Annotated in this window: 14 protein-coding genes and 1 pseudogene; 11 read left to right on the top strand and 4 right to left on the bottom strand. The window is 51.5% G+C overall.

All coding sequences use genetic code 11. The features are described 5' to 3' along the window. Positions 1-250: 250 nt before the first annotated feature. The 6 genes and pseudogenes from paoA to ACXAFR_RS02535 all read left to right on the top strand — a co-directional run. Positions 251-829 (top strand): annotated as a pseudogene (paoA, locus tag ACXAFR_RS02560) (aldehyde dehydrogenase iron-sulfur subunit PaoA); the annotation flags it as partial. Then, positions 826-1,791 (top strand): FAD binding domain-containing protein, encoded by a 966-nt coding sequence (locus ACXAFR_RS02555; protein WP_475171615.1) that lies wholly within the window; start codon positions 826-828, stop codon positions 1,789-1,791. The pseudogene paoA and the gene ACXAFR_RS02555, both read left to right, overlap by 4 nt. Further along, positions 1,781-3,988: an aldehyde oxidoreductase molybdenum-binding subunit PaoC gene (gene paoC, locus ACXAFR_RS02550; RefSeq protein ID WP_475171613.1), complete on the top strand. Its 2,208-nt coding sequence runs from the start codon at positions 1,781-1,783 to the stop codon at positions 3,986-3,988. The genes ACXAFR_RS02555 and paoC overlap by 11 nt, the downstream gene beginning before the upstream one ends. Positions 3,989-4,230: 242 nt before the next feature. Next, positions 4,231-5,352, top strand: a complete 1,122-nt coding sequence (locus ACXAFR_RS02545) for a phosphoserine transaminase (protein WP_475171882.1) — start codon at positions 4,231-4,233, stop codon at positions 5,350-5,352. A 60-nt stretch (positions 5,353-5,412) separates the two neighbouring features. Next, the gene (locus tag ACXAFR_RS02540; RefSeq protein ID WP_475171612.1) at positions 5,413-6,588 is read left to right on the top strand and encodes a 3-phosphoglycerate dehydrogenase family protein; all 1,176 of its coding nucleotides are present in this window, start codon (positions 5,413-5,415) and stop codon (positions 6,586-6,588) included. 4 nt (positions 6,589-6,592) lie between these two features. Then, positions 6,593-6,916 carry a YqfO family protein gene (locus ACXAFR_RS02535; protein WP_475171611.1) on the top strand — a complete coding sequence of 108 codons (324 nt, stop codon included), beginning with the start codon at positions 6,593-6,595 and terminating at the stop codon, positions 6,914-6,916. Here the strand turns inward: ACXAFR_RS02535 and ACXAFR_RS02530 are convergent, their stop codons facing one another. Both ACXAFR_RS02530 and ACXAFR_RS02525 read right to left on the bottom strand, forming a co-directional pair. After that, positions 6,917-7,468 (bottom strand): NUDIX hydrolase, encoded by a 552-nt coding sequence (locus ACXAFR_RS02530; protein ID WP_475171609.1) that lies wholly within the window; start codon positions 7,466-7,468, stop codon positions 6,917-6,919. Between the two features lie 106 nt (positions 7,469-7,574). Next, positions 7,575-7,937 carry a DUF3135 domain-containing protein gene (locus tag ACXAFR_RS02525; RefSeq protein WP_475171608.1) on the bottom strand — a complete coding sequence of 121 codons (363 nt, stop codon included), beginning with the start codon at positions 7,935-7,937 and terminating at the stop codon, positions 7,575-7,577. A gap of 250 nt (positions 7,938-8,187) precedes the next feature. On the opposite strand from ACXAFR_RS02525, the gene ACXAFR_RS02520 reads away from it, so the two are divergent. Both ACXAFR_RS02520 and ACXAFR_RS02515 read left to right on the top strand, forming a co-directional pair. After that, the gene (locus ACXAFR_RS02520) at positions 8,188-8,814 is read left to right on the top strand and encodes an NUDIX hydrolase (RefSeq protein WP_475171606.1); all 627 of its coding nucleotides are present in this window, start codon (positions 8,188-8,190) and stop codon (positions 8,812-8,814) included. An 82-nt stretch (positions 8,815-8,896) separates the two neighbouring features. After that, a complete protein-coding gene (locus ACXAFR_RS02515; protein ID WP_475171604.1) occupies positions 8,897-9,094 on the top strand; it encodes a DUF1289 domain-containing protein in 198 nt (65 codons plus the stop codon). 1 nt (position 9,095) lies between these two features. Here the strand turns inward: ACXAFR_RS02515 and ACXAFR_RS02510 are convergent, their stop codons facing one another. Continuing rightward, positions 9,096-10,376 (bottom strand): HlyC/CorC family transporter, encoded by a 1,281-nt coding sequence (locus tag ACXAFR_RS02510; RefSeq protein ID WP_475171603.1) that lies wholly within the window; start codon positions 10,374-10,376, stop codon positions 9,096-9,098. 135 nt (positions 10,377-10,511) lie between these two features. Then, complete coding sequence (locus ACXAFR_RS02505; RefSeq protein ID WP_475171601.1) at positions 10,512-11,324, bottom strand: cytochrome C assembly family protein; 813 nt, start codon at positions 11,322-11,324, stop codon at positions 10,512-10,514. A 266-nt stretch (positions 11,325-11,590) separates the two neighbouring features. Between ACXAFR_RS02505 and ffh the strand changes: the two genes are divergently transcribed. The 3 genes from ffh to rimM all read left to right on the top strand — a co-directional run bounded on the left by ffh (position 11,591) and on the right by rimM (position 13,998). Further along, positions 11,591-12,964 (top strand): signal recognition particle protein, encoded by a 1,374-nt coding sequence (ffh, locus tag ACXAFR_RS02500; protein WP_475171599.1) that lies wholly within the window; start codon positions 11,591-11,593, stop codon positions 12,962-12,964. Between the two features lie 214 nt (positions 12,965-13,178). Further along, a complete protein-coding gene (rpsP, locus tag ACXAFR_RS02495; protein ID WP_475171597.1) occupies positions 13,179-13,436 on the top strand; it encodes a 30S ribosomal protein S16 in 258 nt (85 codons plus the stop codon). A gap of 37 nt (positions 13,437-13,473) precedes the next feature. Further along, positions 13,474-13,998, top strand: coding sequence for a ribosome maturation factor RimM (rimM, locus tag ACXAFR_RS02490; RefSeq protein ID WP_475171595.1), 525 nt, complete (start codon positions 13,474-13,476; stop codon positions 13,996-13,998). Positions 13,999-14,035: the final 37 nt, after the last annotated feature.

The following is a 14,035-nucleotide window of genomic DNA, read 5'->3' as shown; positions in this document are numbered from 1 at the left end:
GCCATATATATCGGGGCTGGCGGCGTGTTTTTTACGTTTTTCCGGGTTCCTTGTTGATAGCAACGGGGTGGCGTCGCAAAGATCCCAACTCATCCCAATGGCGTAAGTCTAGCTTCACGAGGTAACGTTTTTGGTGTGACAGCAACTGTCTGCCGAGCTTTTCGGCAGGGTTTCGCAATGGGGGAGAAATATGAGCAACAAGCGACCGTTTGAAATATCCAGGCGGTAATTACTCAATGCCGGATCAGTATCTGCCGCGGCGAGTCTTTTACCGTCCGGCGCTTACGCCGCGACGGAGGAAGCGGAAAAGCAGATCCACGAATCGGAGGTGTCTTTCATTGTAAACGGCTCGCGTAAGCAGTTGCAGGTCGATAACCGTACAACGCTGTTGGACGCCTTGCGTGAAAACTTGAAACTGACAGGAATAAAAAAAGGCTGTGATCATGGCCAATGCGGCGCTTGTACTGTTCTGGTCAATGGTGAGCGAATAAACGCCTGTCTGTCACTTGCCGTTATGCATGACGGCGACCAAGTGACGACCATCGAGGGGTTGGGATCGGCAGAATCTCTACACCCAATGCAAGCATCTTTCATTGAACACGATGGCTATCAGTGCGGTTATTGTACGCCCGGCCAAATTTGCTCCGCCGTCGCGGTGATTAAAGAGATCGAAGATGACATTCCCAGCCATGTGACTGATGATCTGTCCGCGCAAATGTCATTGTCTACCGATGAAATCCGAGAGCGTATGAGTGGCAACATCTGTCGTTGTGGTGCTTATTCAAACATTGTGGAAGCAATTGTCGATGCGGCGGAGAAGTCTGTATGAAAGCCTTTACCTACCAGCGTGTAAGTTCTCTGGCAGAAGCTGCCAGAGAGATTCAGAAACCGAATAGCCAATTTATTGCCGGTGGCACCAACCTTCTTGATTTGATGAAGCTACAGGTAGAAACGCCACAGCATTTGGTTGACGTCAATCAGCTTGAATTGAATGATATCTCCGAAGAGGGTAACGGTGGACTAAAGATTGGGGCTCTCGTCAGCAACACCAGGCTTGCGGCGGACTCTCGAATACGCCGTGACTATCCGGTATTGTCACGAGCGCTTCTCGCCGGTGCATCTGGCCAGCTGCGTAATAAAGCAACCACAGCCGGAAATTTATTACAGCGAACGCGCTGTCCCTATTTTTACGATACCGCTCAGCCTTGCAATAAACGCCTTCCGGGAAGTGGTTGCTCGGCGCAGAAGGGTTACAGCCGACAATTGGCTGTCGTTGGTGGCAGTGACCATTGTATAGCGACCCATCCCAGCGATATGGCGGTTGCAATGCGAGTCCTAGATGCTGTCGCAGAAACCATGAATGACAAGGGACAAGTTCGCAGAATCCCAATCGCTGATTTTCACCGACTTCCCGAAGACAGGCCTGAAATTGACACGAGTTTGTCGAAAGGAGAATTGATTACCTCCGTCATATTACCGCCGCCAATTGGCGGCCGTCATTTTTATCATAAGGTTCGAGACCGAGCCTCTTACGCTTTTGCTCTGGTGTCCGCCGCCGTTGTCATAGATGAGAATGGCCAAGGGCGTATCGCCCTGGGGGGCGTTGCGCCGAAACCCTGGCGCCGGGAAGAGGCGGAGCGCAAGTGGGCGGAAGGTCCACAGGCGGTAATCGATGCGCTTTTTGAGAAGGCGCAACCGACTGAGCAAAATCAATTTAAAATTGAGCTGGCGAAGCGAACCTTTGACAGTGTCCTGGCAAAAGTTGATGAGGAGAGCAAGCATGAAATATGATTCGCCCGCGCAATCCAATCCCATCGACCAGGAACGGTTTATCGGCAAGTCTACCAAGCGGATTGACGGCCCTTTAAAAACGACGGGCAGTGCTAAATACGCTTATGAGCGTCACGATATTTTTTCTAATCCAGCGGTTGGTTTTATCGTTGGTGCAACCATTCCAAAGGGGCGTATTCGGTCCATGGATTTGGCTGCGGCGAAGGCTATGCCTGGTGTGATCGATATTATATCGGCTCGCGACGTTAAGACACTTGAGATCGCCAAGCGGAATACAGCGAAGTTGCTGGGCGGCCCAGAGGTTCAACATTTTCATCAGGCCATTGCAATCGTGGTCGCTGCGACTTTCGAACAAGCCCGGGCGGCAGCATCTCTCGTGCGGGTTAACTACGAACGTGCAGAGGGGAATTTCGATCTGGTGGTGCAAAAAGAGGTGGGCGCTGTCGAAGTAACGGAAAATACACCAGATATAGAAGACGGTGATTTTACACGCGCATTTGATCGTGCGCCGGTGAAAATTGATCACACCTACCATACGCCAGACCAGAGCCACGCCATGATGGAGCCTCACGCGACTATGGCCGCCTGGGATGGGGGTAAGCTAACAGTCTGGACTTCAAACCAAATGATTGAGTGGGCGAAAACGGATATCGCGACGACGCTTGGTCTGTCCGCTGATCAAGTTCGCGTTGTGTCGCCTTATATTGGCGGTGGTTTTGGTGTCAAACTGTTTATTCGTGCCGACGTTATTTTAGCGGCACTCGCTGCTCAGGTTGTACAGCGTCCTGTCAAAGTGACCTTGACGCGTCCGCAGCTCATGAATAACACGACCCATCGGCCGGCGACCATTCAGAGAATCCGTCTGGCGGCTGATCGCGAAGGAAAGTTGCTCGCGATCGGTCACGACAATTGCTCGGGAGATTTGCCGGGTGGTGGGTTGGAGCAGGCAACACAACAAACCGCACTGATGTACGCCAGTCAGTCGCGTTTGATTCGCAATCGTCTTGCGGTTCTCGACTTGCCGGAGGGCAATGCCATGCGTGCACCTGGTGAGGCGCCTGGTTTAATGGCATTTGAAATGGCAATGGATGAGCTTGCTGAGGAACTGGCCATGGATCCTGTGCAGCTTCGTATTGTCAATGACACCCAGGTCGATCCACTCAATCCGGAACGCCCATATTCGCGTCGTAATTTTGTTCTCTGTTTTCGCGAAGGGGCCGAGCGTTTCGGTTGGTCTAACCGGTCACCAAAGCCTGCGCAGCGACGAGATGGACATTGGTTACTCGGCATGGGCATGGCGGCCGCGTTCCGTAACAATATGCTGATGGCATCGGCTGCGAGAGTTCGTCTGCAAACCTCCGGACAGCTTATTGTCGAAACGGATATGACCGATATAGGAACCGGCAGTTATACGATCATCGCTCAAACAGCGGCGGAAATGCTCGGACTTCCCCTTGAGCAGATAGATGTTCGCTTGGGTGATTCTGATTTTCCTGTATCGGCGGGATCCGGAGGGCAGTGGGGAGGCAACAGTTCTACGGCAGGCGTCTATGCGGCTTGTGTTACATTGCGCCAGCAGATTGGCGAGCGCTTGGGAATGGATGGCAACGCCGCCATGTTTCAGGATGGGCAGGTCATCACTGGCGACGAAAAGCATGCCATCACATCAGCTCTGGCGGATGGGGAACTGATAGCCGAAGAGGGCATCGATTACGCGAACGTGGAGGACTCTCACCAGCAGTCAACGTTTGGCAGTCACTTTGTCGAAGTAGCGGTTAACCAATTCACTGGGGAGACCCGTATACGTCGTATGCTGGCGGTTTGTGATGCAGGCCGAATTCTCAATCCCATGTCGGCACGCAGCCAAGTGATTGGCGCCATGACCATGGGCGTAGGCGGCGCATTGATGGAGGAGCTTGCTGTCGATCCAAGGCTTGGATACTTCGTCAATCACGACCTGGCTGGTTACGAAGTACCCGTGCATGGGGATATTCCCCACCAAGAAGTCGTGTTTTTGGATGATGTTGATCCCTATTCGTCGCCCATGAAGGCAAAGGGCGTTGGCGAATTGGGACTGTGTGGCGTGGGGGCTGCTGTTGCCAACGCGATCTACAATGCGACTGGGATGCGGGTCCGACATTACCCCATATCCCTCGATAAATATTTAGACCGGTTGCCGGCATACCAGACTGTTTAATGACGCATTGCCATTAAAGCGATTGCCCTTTGCTACAGGTGGCTTTTGCACTTGGGCAAAGGGGTTTTATTTCCTATAGACAATAAAATTTGCCGTGAAAATCCCTGCCACGGCGTTTTCAAATCTGCGATAATCTGCGCCCCGAAATTCTCGCTGTGACTGCAATGCGCAGAGCGGCGTTTGATTCTTCTCCGGTTGGCACCTTTCCTGTTGCCAGAGCCGATAACACGCGGAATATGTTGATGAACAAGCCAGAGATCAGACCGAGCAATCCCAATTTTTCTTCCGGCCCCTGCAGTAAGCGACCTGGATACAACGTGGGAGGGTTGGACACTCGGATTTTAGGCCGATCTCATCGTTCTTCGCTCGGAAAGGAGCTTTTGCAGCAAGCGTGCACTCGTACCGCGGAACTTTTGGGTTTACCAGAAGGGTATCGGGTGGGGGTTGTGCCCGCATCCGATACCGGCGCGGTGGAAATGGCGCTGTGGTCGCTGCTTGGTCCCAAACCAGTTGATGTCGTGCATTGGGAATCCTTTGGCAGCGGCTGGTACTCGGATATTACCAAGCAACTCAAGTTGGACAATGTTCGCTCGTTGACCGCAGATTACGGTAGCTTGCCTGATCTGACCGAGGTGAACGCAAATCACGACGTGGTTTTCACCTGGAATGGCACCACCTCCGGTGTCCGCGTGCCGAATGCCGATTGGATTGCCGATGACCGAACTGGGTTGACCATTTGCGATGCTACGTCGGCCGTTTTTGCGATGGCGTTACCTTGGGAAAAGTTAGATGTTGTGACATTTTCCTGGCAGAAAGTTCTGGGTGGGGAAGGTGCCCATGGGATGCTGATTTTGAGCCCGAGAGCTGTCGAACGTCTGGAGACTTATACGCCGCCTTGGCCTCTGCCCAAAATTTTCCGTATGACGAAAAACGGCAAACTTATTGAGGGTATTTTTCAGGGAGCGACCATCAACACGCCATCAATGTTGTGCGTGGTTGACTATTTGGATGCGCTGAGCTGGATCGAAACGCTAGGCGGTGTATCTGCGGCTATCGAGCGCTCTCAGGCCAATCTTAAGGTCCTTGAAGCCTTTGTGGCTGAGAATGATTGGATTGAATTTCTGGCCTCGGACCCAGAGCTCCGTTCTAACACCAGTATCTGTTTTACGTTGAGTGCATCGCCGGAGCAGGTCAAGCAGATGGTAAAACTGCTGGAAGCAGAGGCCGTTGCCTTTGATATTGGCGCTTATCGTGACGCACCTGCAGGATTGCGGCTTTGGGGGGGCGCGACGGTCGAAACCAAAGATCTAGAAGCGTTATTACCATGGTTGAGCTGGGCGTATCACGAAGTTACTCATTCTTAATATCTGCAGCTCTGTGTCGCCGACCGATGGTTTGGTGGCACCCTATTCGGAGAGATCGGTATGTATAAGATAAAAACTTTCAACGCGATATCCTCCCGAGGTTTGGAAAGATTTAATGGGTCGCGCTATCAGATCAGTAGCGACACCAGTGGCGCCGACGGTTATTTGTTGCGCAGCCACAAACTGCATGGGGAGAAATTTCCCGTTGAGCTCAAGGCTATCGCTCGAGCAGGAGCCGGTGTCAATAACATTCCAGTTGATACGTGTACACAAGCTGGAATCGTGGTTTTTAATACTCCTGGTGCCAATGCGAATGCAGTGAAAGAGCTGGTGCTTGCCGGCTTACTATTGGGGTCTCGTGACATCATTGGTGGTATTCGTTACGCACAAAGCCTCACCGATATGGCCGATGCTGGTGCTATGTCTGCGTTGTTGGAGAAAGAAAAGAAACGCTTTGCCGGGCGGGAACTCAAGGGGCGATCCCTTGGCGTGGTAGGACTCGGGGCGATCGGGTCTATGGTTGCGGAAACGGCGCTGGCACTTGGTATGGAGGTGTTGGGATTTGATCCTGCACTTTCAGTAGAAGCAGCTTGGCGCCTTCCCAGTCAGGTGCGTCGGATGGAAAGCTTACCAGCGCTGCTTGCTGACGCGGATTTTGTAACTCTGCATGTTCCGGCGATTGCTGCAACTCACCATATGATCAATCGAGAAGCCCTCGAGGCCGCCAAGCCGGGTGCGACGTTGCTCAATTTTGCTCGAGATCAGATCGTGGACGCAGAAGCGGTGGCCGCATCTCTGAATCATGGTCGGCTCAGCCATTATATTTGTGACTTCCCAGAGCCGAATCTCCTTGGATGTCCAGGCGTTATCGCGATGCCACACATTGGTGCCAGCACCAGTGAGGCTGAGGACAACTGTGCGGTAATGGCCGTCAATCAACTGATGGATTTTTTGGAAAATGGCAATATAGCCAATTCAGTCAACTATCCCAATATTCAGTTTCCGAGGGGGGAGGGGTATAGAATCACCTTCTGTAATGAAAACGTGTCAGGCGTGTTAGGTAATGTGCTCTCCATTTTTACCGCTAACGAAATCAATGTGCTCGATATGATGAATAAAAGCCGCGGCAATGTTGCTTACAATATTCTGGACCTGCAAGAGCCGCCTGCCACCCATATCCTCGCGTCAATTAAAGAGGTTGAGCATGTGATTTCAGTGAGAGCCCTGGATCAATAGGCCTATGAAAAAACTGTGTGTCTATATTCCCGAGGCTCACCTTGAGCCCGTCAAAGAAGCCTTGTTTGCCGCTGGCGCAGGGCGAATTGGGAATTATGATAAATGTTGCTGGCAGGTGGCTGGGCAGGGTCAGTTTCGACCTCTGTCAGGAAGTCAGCCATTTCTCGGCGGCCAGGATCAGCTTGAGGTCGTCGTAGAGTACCGAGTTGAAATGGTGTGCGATAACGCCTGTGCGGCCGACGTTATTAAGGCGCTGCGCGAGGCTCATCCCTATGAGGAGCCCGCGTTTGATCTGGCTGAGGTTGTCGATGTAGAGGATGTGGAGTGATCACATTAATCCGGGGGGACGACTGCCTTCCAGAGTTTCACTGCGCATGTGAAAGTGGTTTTTCTCCCGATCGGCAAAATAGTGCTCGAGTGTTCTACCCATTACGCGAAAAGCCAGTTGCTGCCAGGGAATTTCTTCTTCTTTAAAGAGGGCGACCTCTAGGGACTCGATTCCCGGTCCAAAATCTGTGTTGTTGAGCTTGCCTTTAAACAGCATATAGACCTGATTAATGTGCGGCAGACTAAACAGGGTATAGAGGCCGTCGAGAGAAATCTGAGCTCGGGCTTCTTCCCAAGATTCGCGCAAAGCGCCGTCTTCCGCGCTCTCACCGTTTTCCATAAAGCCGGCCGGCAAGGTCCATAATCCATGACGTGGTTCAATGGCGCGTCGGCAGAGTAGAACCTTGTCTTCGAAATAGGGGAGGCAGCCAACGATAATGCGAGGGTTCTGGTAGTGGATCTCGCCGCAACTGGTGCATACGTGCCGATGCCGGTCGTCGCCGTCGGGAATTTGTAGAGTTACTGTATTGCCGCATTTACTGCAGAAATTCATTCGCCACCTCAATCACAATGATGATTGATTATAAGGCAGCAAGACAAAAAAAAGCAGCGAAGGATTCGCCTTAGCGCTACAAAAGAGCGTCTAAGGCGGTGAAAGGTCAGAATTTTCCTGGAAACGGTAATACCTTGGCTTCGGTCGTTTGGCGATCGTTGTCCTGCTTGTCCAGAACGGACAGTTGCGCCGCACTTTGCCCGGTAATTTGGTTTAACAGGCTTTGCAGCTCGCCGAAGGATTCGTACATCATCTTAGAGATTTCAACACAGGAACCTATAGGGTTCTTATGTAATTGCCGACGCCCGTCAATGGTAAATTGCAAACCTCTAAGGCGTTGACGCATGTACTCAGGCGCTTCGTTGATCACTGCTTCTATCTGTTGTTGACGGTATGCCTCAAGTGCCTCCGGATCATTCTTTGCTAAGTCGATAAGTTCATCAACGGTTTTTCTTTCGCTTGTATTCATTGGGGTGTCCTTTCGTTGTTGCTTTACACATGCTCCTGTGCACCTTCTTACTGAAGGAAAAATGAATTAAGCGCCAAATCGATTGAAAAGTAGTCTATCAAACTTCCATTTTGTATTGCTAGCGACGTGGCTAGATCAATTGGTTATATAACCCGCAATTTCGACTGTGAAGTTAGTAGACGCTAACGGCGCTTTTGGCTACATTGGATAACGCGGTTTCATCAACTTACATGGAATTGTTTCCACGCCAATGATCTCCTTAAGTAAGGTTCGCCAGCATTTTGAGACAGACGTCGAGCTGTCTGTTCCCGCCGGAAAAAAAGGACAGGCTGCCGTCCTCCTGGCGCTCACTGATCGTGAATATCACCCTTCTGTCATCCTCACGCGACGCTCTCCTCATTTATCCTCTCACAGCGGTGAGGTGTCACTACCCGGCGGTAAGTGGGATAGAGGCGATGACTCGCTTCATGATACAGCGCTGCGTGAGACGGAAGAAGAAATTGGTGTCTCTCGGGACAATGTTGAAGTGCTCGGCAGTTTGCCGGTGCTGCAAACCTGGCGGGGTATCGATGTATTGCCGGTCGTTGGCGTTGTGCCGGGAAATCTCGATTACACGCCAAACCCGGCGGAACTGGATGCGATTTTTCATGTGCCATTGAGCTTCTTTGCTGTTGATAAGCGCATCAGAACCGATTGTTTTGAGCGAACTCTGGGGCATAGATGGTCGCCAGCTTACGATTATAATGGCTATGAGATTTGGGGGCTGACCGCGCGAATCCTCTGTATGTTTTTCAGTCGAGCTCTGGGGGTAAAAATCCCTCAGGAAAATCCCGCACCTGTAAAACTCTGGAGCGGTAGAGCTAAACAGGCCTCTTGAAGACTGTTATTCTTGTGATTCCACTTTATTGGGCGCAAAAGCTCTTTTGCGCTCTCGGCTGATATAAATCGGATCTGTTTTGGTGTCGTCTCGTTTGGATAATACGGGGGTTCTTGCATCACCGTGCATTAAGCTCTGCCGCCTCGATGAGCAGCAGCGCTGTGAAGGGTGTTTGCGAACGCTCGAAGAAATCGCTGGGTGGGCTAATTTTACTGAGGGCGAGAAAAGGCAGATCCTCGAGCAGTTAGAGAGCCGTCGTTCGACGGCGAGCCCCGGTTAAGTTATTCGCTGCTCCGGTTCACTCGGCGTACTTTGGCCGATTCAATCATCTTGTCCGTAAGTTCAACGGTTTCAAAGCGATAGTTTTCTATTTCAAAGCCGATGTTTCCAGCTGGAATGCTTTCTGTGTGCTCAAGCATCAGGCCGTTGAGGGTTTTCGGGCCGTCAGTGGGGAGCTCCCAATCCAGCATCTTATTGATGTCGCGAATCGACGTACCGCCTTCAATCAGGTACCAGCCGTGTTCCAGCTCAGAAATTTCACTGCTGTCTTCTTCTGCCAGATTCGTGGTGAATTCACCGACGATCTCTTCCAGCAGGTCCTCCATGGTGACCAGCCCTTGAACGTCTCCATACTCGTCAACAACGATGGCAATACGCCGCTTTTGTTGCTGAAATTGCAGCAGCTGAGTGTGAAGCGGTGTGCCTTCAGGTATGAAGTAGGGTTCGCGGGTAAAGCGACGGATGGCCTCGTGCGTTACTGTACCGTTGTCGCCCCAGATAAAGCGCGCAGCGTTACGCAAATGAAGTACACCAACGATATTGTTGATATCGCCATCGTACACGGGCAATCGAGTGTAGTTAGAGTTGCGTATTTGCGACAGGATATCCGCAATGTCATCCTGCATGTCTAAACCGACAACTTCGTTGCGAGGTATCATGATGTCTTCGACCGTGGCTTTTTCCAAGTCGAGAACATTGAGCAGCATGCCCTGATGTTGTTCTGGCAAAAGGTCTCCATGCTCGTCTACCGCGGTTCGCAGCTCTTCTGGGTGAAGTTTTTCACTCAACCCTGTGCTGGCTGGATCGACACCGCACAGTCGCGCGAGACCGTTGGATATCCCGTTTACCAGATACACCAGTGGATAAAACAGTATTAATAGTGGCCGTAGCAGAAAGCTGGCTGGAAAGGCGATTTTCTCAGGATAGAGTGCGGCAATGGTCTTTGGAGTGACTTCTGAAAAGATAAGTACCACTAACGTCAGGACCAGGCTGGCAGCAAACACGGCGCCTTCGCCGTAAAGTCGTATTGCGATTACGGTTGCCAGAGCTGCGGCGAGATTGTTGACCAGATTATTGCCAATCAAAATAACACCGATCAATCGATCCGGGCGCGCCAGTAAATTGGCAGCGCGAACAGCGCCAGCGTGCTTTTGCTTGACGAGGTGCTTCAGACGATAGCGATTCAGCGCCATCATCCCTGTTTCGGAGCTCGAGAAAAAACCGGATAGAATTACTAATACAGCCAGAATACTAAAAAGCAGGCTAAGAGGGGCGTCGTTCAAGAAGGTTATTGCCTGTATCGTTCTTTAGTGAGTAAGTGTGTCCCAGAACAGACGGTTTCGCAATAGTTTAGACGGGAGCAGTCCCGTTGCCATGGAAAATGCGTCATAAAGAGGCTATTCGCGCCATGCGCACCATCAAACGGGGTTGTGGAGCAGAATTTCCAGCACGAATTTGCTGCCAAGAAAGCCCAGCACTAAGATGAAAAAGCCTCCCAGCGCCCAGCGAACAGCGGTCATACCGCGCCAGCCAAGTCGATGATGACCCCACAGCAAAATGGAATAAATAATCCAGGCGGTAATTGATAGCAACGTCTTGTGGACTAGGTGTTGTGCAAACAAGTCTTCCAGGAATACAAAGCCGCTGATGATTGCCATAGAGAGCAACAGGTAGCCCGCCCAAAGCAATTCAAAAAACAGCGCTTCCATCGTCTGCAGTGGGGGCAGAAGCCGAATCAGTCCCGCTGGGTGCTTGTTTTTCAATTGATGCACTTCAAACGCCAGAAGCAATGCCTGCAAGGAGGCGATAACCAGCAAGCTGTACGCAAAAATCGAGAGCAGTATATGAACACTGGTACCGGTTTCAAAAGGAATCGGGGGAGATGTGTTGCCAGTCAGTAGCGCCAGGATGATGGCGGTTGCCGAAATCGGAAATAAGAATAAAAACAGGGTATATAGAGGTTTACGCAGTCCGCTGATCAAAACAACGGCATTTATAACCCAGCACAGCAGGGAAAAAATCTTGAATAAACCGAGGCTCAAACCGTTGGGCCGAATTAAACTGTGGGCGCCCCCAAACGCGTGAAAGACCAGAGCAATGCTGGTGATGGCAATAATCCATCCGCTGGAGCTGACACGCTTGTGCAGCGTCTGAGACAACAGATAAAAGGCCCCGGCGATATAGAGCGCTATGGCAACCAGGTTGGCGGCAACGATGATGGAATGGGGCATGAATCAGTTCAAATGCGTACTATTCGCGCCGCAGTGTGTCACAGCGCTGTCACAAGTTAAATAGAGGTTTCGAAAAACGGCGGTGCAGCTTATCGATTTTCTCTGCGTTAGTGTAGACCTCTGTGAATCCGTTATAATGTCGACAATTGGTTGTGGGAGACGTCCCGCGCATGTGACACGTATTTTTCCAGCCGCAGGTTTCGGTGCAGCTTTCCAAGATGTGCCAGAGCCTTCGTCGCTAAAAGAACCATCAGTTGAGACTCTGCATGTTTGACAATCTACAGGAACGCCTACAGCGAACAGTAAAACGCGTGACCGGCAAAAGCCGGTTGACGGATGCGAATATCAACGACTCCTTGAGGGAAGTTCGCAAAGCTTTGTTGGAGGCGGATGTTTCTCTGCCCGTTGTTAAGGCCTTTATCGAAAGTGTTCGTAAGCGTGCTCTGGGACAAGAGGTCGCGCGAGCTCTGAATCCCGGTCAGCAATTCATTAAAATTGTCCAGGCTGAACTCGTCAATGTTATGGGGGAGGCGAATGAGGGGTTACATCTTGCCGCCCAACCGCCCGCCGTCGTCCTAATGGCGGGTTTGCAAGGGGCAGGTAAAACAACCACCGTCGGTAAGCTGGCCCGGTTTCTCAAGGAGCGGGAAAAGAAAAAGGTTGTCGTTGTTTCCGCTGACATCTACCGACCAGCGGCGATTCAGCAGCTGGAAACCCTGGCTGGCGAGGTCGGGGTTGAGTTTTTTCCATCCTCTCCGGACCAAAAGCCTGTCGATATTGCGCAAGGCGCCATACTTCATGCGCGCAAGCACTATGCGGATGTTGTCATCGTCGATACCGCGGGTCGATTGCATATTGATGAGCAAATGATGGGGGAGATCAAGGCGGTACACAGCGCGATCAATCCGGTCGAAACCTTATTTGTAGTCGATGCCATGACGGGACAGGATGCGGTCAACACGGCGAAAGCCTTTGACGAAGCGCTGCCGTTAACCGGGGTGGTATTGACCAAGGCAGATGGTGATGCGCGAGGCGGTGCGGCTCTCTCAGTCAGGCATGTCACCGGCAAGCCGATTAAGTTCATGGGGATGGGCGAAAAAAGTGAGGCGCTGGAGCCTTTCCACCCCGACCGAATCGCTTCCCGCATTCTTGGAATGGGCGACGTACTGTCTTTGATTGAAGACGCTGAGCGAAAAATTGACCGAGAAAAAGCGGACAAACTGGTCAAGAAAGTCGTCAAAGGTAAGCGTTTTGATCTTGTCGACCTCAAAGAACAGCTGCAACAGATGCAAAACATGGGTGGAATGGGCGCCATGCTTGAGAAATTGCCAGGCATGGGGAACGTCGCACAGCTGGCAGAGCAGGCTAACCTTGGTGGCCAATTTAAGAAAATGGAAGTCATTATTGACTCCATGACCCCGGCTGAGCGTGCCAATCCAGACTTGTTGAATGGTTCCCGCAAGCGCCGTATCACTGAGGGATCCGGCACGAGCGTGCAAGATTTGAATCGATTGCTGAAGCAACACAAGCAGATGTCTAAAATGATGAAGAAAATGAAAGGCGACGGCATGTCTAAAATGATGCGTGGCCTGGGCGGCATGATGGGCGGCGGCGGCGGTCTGCCGCCTGGTATGCGCTAAAATAATAGGAATTATCCCTTCACAAGCGTTTTAGCTTCCCTTAGAATACCGCGCCTCTTTAAAGAGGCTCTAGCTTTGGTCTGGAGGTGCTTTCGTGCGCCATTACCAAGGCGCGGTGTCTCTAATTCCTTGAAGAGTTATTAGAAGAAATTGTTACGTCCAGCCCTATGAATGGCTGGGCTGGATAAACGTAATTAACTGGTAGGCCCAGCTTATGGTAAGTATTCGTCTCTCACGTGGTGGTTCTAAGAAGCGTCCTTTCTATCATGTGACCGTATCCGACAGTCGCACATCTCGTGACGGTCGCTTTATTGAGCGTGTCGGTTTCTTCAACCCAATTGCCCGCGGCCAAGAAGAGCGTTTGCGCATTGACAATGACCGTATTGATTACTGGGTATCTAAAGGTGCCAAGTGCTCCGAGCGTGTCGCCAAGTTGTTGAAAGAGCAGGTTGCAGCACCTGCTGAGGCGTAATTGCCTCATAACCGATCGCGACTTTGGACGTTAATGCGTGAGCAGCCCTGACAAGCGATTGGTTGTTGGCCGTATCGGTAGTGCCTTTGGCATTAAAGGGTGGGTCAAGGTCCACTCGGATACCTCGCCGGCAGAAAACCTCTTTGACTACTCGCCATGGACGTTAAATAGTAATGGCAGGTTGCAAGAGGTTGAATTGGTGGGCTTTAAAGCTCACGGCAAAGGGTATATCGCGCAGTTAAAAGGCATTGATGATCGTACCCAGGCTGAGTTATTGGTTAGGGCTACAATAGAGGTCCCCGCAGAGCAGCTACCTGGTCTGGAAGACGGGGAGTTTTACTGGCACCAATTGCAGGGGCTGCGTGTACGATCGGTGCACGAAGGGCACAGTGTGGAGCTGGGAGACGTTGTCGATCTGATGGAAACCGGCGCCAATGATGTCATGGTGGTGAAGGATTCTGCCGGAACTGAGCGGCTGATTCCCTATGTGCCAGGTCAATATGTCCTAAATATTGATGTCGGTGATGGGGTGATCACGGTCGATTGGGATCCTGAGTTCTAAAGTGCCACCCACTTGGAGTTGTGCGCTTTACGCTGAT

The organism is Pseudomaricurvus sp. ABR4_320 (assembly GCF_056159445.1).
The sequence above is the reverse complement of the archived record's forward strand: the minus strand, read 5'-3'. Positions and strand labels throughout refer to the sequence as shown.

Coding starts and splice junctions, on each gene's coding strand:
- ACXAFR_RS02535 (WP_475171611.1), top strand. CDS start 6,593: ATGAAAAAACTGTGTGTCTATATTCCCGAGGCTCACCTTGAGCCCGTC.
- ACXAFR_RS02505 (WP_475171601.1), bottom strand. CDS start 11,324: ATGCCCCATTCCATCATCGTTGCCGCCAACCTGGTTGCCATAGCGCTC.
- rpsP (WP_475171597.1), top strand. CDS start 13,179: ATGGTAAGTATTCGTCTCTCACGTGGTGGTTCTAAGAAGCGTCCTTTC.
- ACXAFR_RS02525 (WP_475171608.1), bottom strand. CDS start 7,937: ATGAATACAAGCGAAAGAAAAACCGTTGATGAACTTATCGACTTAGCA.
- ACXAFR_RS02530 (WP_475171609.1), bottom strand. CDS start 7,468: ATGAATTTCTGCAGTAAATGCGGCAATACAGTAACTCTACAAATTCCC.
- ACXAFR_RS02545 (WP_475171882.1), top strand. CDS start 4,231: ATGAACAAGCCAGAGATCAGACCGAGCAATCCCAATTTTTCTTCCGGC.
- ACXAFR_RS02555 (WP_475171615.1), top strand. CDS start 826: ATGAAAGCCTTTACCTACCAGCGTGTAAGTTCTCTGGCAGAAGCTGCC.
- paoC (WP_475171613.1), top strand. CDS start 1,781: ATGAAATATGATTCGCCCGCGCAATCCAATCCCATCGACCAGGAACGG.
- ACXAFR_RS02520 (WP_475171606.1), top strand. CDS start 8,188: ATGATCTCCTTAAGTAAGGTTCGCCAGCATTTTGAGACAGACGTCGAG.
- ACXAFR_RS02540 (WP_475171612.1), top strand. CDS start 5,413: ATGTATAAGATAAAAACTTTCAACGCGATATCCTCCCGAGGTTTGGAA.
- ffh (WP_475171599.1), top strand. CDS start 11,591: ATGTTTGACAATCTACAGGAACGCCTACAGCGAACAGTAAAACGCGTG.